This is a genomic window from Wolbachia endosymbiont of Madathamugadia hiepei, from assembly GCF_013366855.1.
Taxonomy (GTDB): domain Bacteria; phylum Pseudomonadota; class Alphaproteobacteria; order Rickettsiales; family Anaplasmataceae; genus Wolbachia.
Map to the genome: position 1 here is coordinate 1 of NZ_WQMP01000155.1, position 2,163 is coordinate 2,163.

The window sequence follows — 2,163 nt, forward strand, 5'->3', positions numbered from 1 at the left end:
ACGCTTTTCAAAAAACTAAAAACTTGTTTTCAATTTCCTTCTTTTATATAATATGCCATTTGGTAGTTTCTCTATTTGTAGCTAAGTTAAATTACCAGTTTTTGCTACATCTTTCCTTATTTTCTCATGATAAACTTTCTTCACAGAGACTAGCTATCTCATATAATAATAAAAATAGTATTAATTAGAGGCGAACATATATATTTACTCCATTTTGCGGCATGTGCGCAATTAAACTTAACAAAAGAGTATAAGCAGCATTCTACTAGCTAATTTTGCACAGCCCTATTGCAATTCAATCAATTGGCGTATAAGCTTTAAATAAAGCCTATGAAAAAAATGGAAACTTGTTATTCGTTCGACGATATACTACTCTTGCCAGCCCATTCTAATATATTGCCTTGTGATGCAGATACGAAAACTTATTTAACAAATAGCATAGAACTCAATATCCCTCTCATATCTTCCGCAATGGATACTGTTACTGAATCAGACTTTGCAATAGCTATTGCCCAACATGGTGGGATAGGTTGTATACATAAAAACTTATCAATAGATGAGCAAGTTTCAGAAGTCAGAAGGGTAAAAAAATATGAAAGTTGGATCGTGTATAACCCAATCACGATTTCTCCAGGTAAAACAGTTGCGGAAGCAATTTCATTAATGAAAGAGCACAATTATTCTGGCATTCCTGTGGTTGATCAATTCAAGTTAGTGGGAATTTTAACTAACCGGGATGTGAGGTTTATTGAAGACCAGAACATGGGTGTAAAAGTTTCTGAAGTGATGACAAGAGACAAGCTAATTACAGTTCGGGAGCAGGAAGTGGATAGTGCCTCAGCAATGAAATTGTTGCATGAAAATAGAATAGAGAAGCTTTTGGTCGTAGATGAAAATTCTTGTTGTATAGGCCTGATTACGGTTAAAGACATTGAAAAATACAATAGGTACCCCAATTCATGTAAAGACAGTAAAGGGCGGCTCAGAGTTGCTGCTGCAGTTGGCACCGGCAAAAAGGATGGCATAGAAAGATGTAAGGCTTTAATTAGAGAAGAAATTGATGTGATTGTTGTGGATACCGCTCACGGTCATTCCGAAAACGTTATTAATACCATTAGAGAAATAAAAGCGATGTATCCAAACACGCAGCTAGTAGGTGGCAATATTGCCACAAAAGAAGCTGCTGAAGCATTGATTGACGCGGGCGTTGATGCAGTGAAGGTTGGCATAGGGCCTGGATCAATCTGCACAACTAGGATAGTTACAGGTGTTGGTGTGCCACAATTTTCTGCAATTCAAAATGTTGCAGAAATATGTAAAGCAAGAAAAGTAAGATTGATTGCCGATGGTGGGATAAAATACTCAGGAGATGTTGCAAAAGCTATCGCAGCCGGCGCTGATTCTGTGATGATAGGTTCACTTTTTGCAGGCACTGATGAAAGTCCAGGCGAAATCATCATGTACAAAGGCAGGGCATACAAAGGCTATCGAGGAATGGGGTCTATCAGCGCAATGAAACGAGGTTCAGCGAGCCGTTATTTTCAAGATAAAGACTCAAAACTAAAATTAGTTCCACAAGGAGTAGAAGGAAGAGTTCCATTTAAAGGTCCAGCTTCAGGGGTGATCCATCAATTAATTGGTGGGTTGCAGGCTGCAATGGGGTACACTGGTAATAGTAGTATAGAAGAGATGAAGAAAAACTGCAAATTCGTTACTATTACTGCGTCTGGACTCAGAGAGAGTCATGCTCATGATATAATTATTACGCAAGAAGCTCCAAATTACGCTTATCAAGCATCCAACTTACCAGCTGATCCAGAGTAGATCCTTTTTTCAATGTCATCCAAGTAGCTGACACTGGAATCCAAGATACTACTTTAGTAATAAATATTTTAGAAATTTACCAAGTAAAAAAAAGCAAAAGAAGCCCCGTGGGTGGCTTACTTCAAAATATATTGGCAGCTAAGCGATTAACTCGTGACTTCTTCTTTGAGTTGTGCAATTTCAGCTTTAAGAAACGCTAACTATGGATTAGCCGATAAAGAAAGAGTTGGAAATGGAAGGTTTTTTGCGTTGTAAAGAATATGAAATAAGCGTAGAAAAAATGTGAACTAAAAAGTTAATAGGAGATCTATGGCAAGTATGTTCAATTTCTAATCTGTT

The 2,163-nt window shown here is 37.4% G+C and carries 2 protein-coding genes and 1 pseudogene; 2 read left to right on the forward strand and 1 reads right to left on the reverse strand.

Features of this window, described 5'->3' with window-relative positions:
- Both GO685_RS05440 and guaB read left to right on the forward strand, forming a co-directional pair.
- Positions 1-188, forward strand: a 188-nt coding sequence (locus GO685_RS05440; RefSeq protein WP_218939235.1) for a hypothetical protein, incomplete at its 5' end; no start/stop codon positions are given.
- Positions 189-330: 142 nt separating this feature from the next.
- The gene (gene guaB, locus GO685_RS04875) at positions 331-1,824 is read left to right on the forward strand and encodes an IMP dehydrogenase (RefSeq protein ID WP_175937817.1); all 1,494 of its coding nucleotides are present in this window, start codon (positions 331-333) and stop codon (positions 1,822-1,824) included.
- A gap of 207 nt (positions 1,825-2,031) precedes the next feature.
- On the opposite strand, the pseudogene GO685_RS04880 reads toward guaB, so the two are convergent.
- Positions 2,032-2,163: pseudogene (locus GO685_RS04880) on the reverse strand (IS982 family transposase); the annotation flags it as partial.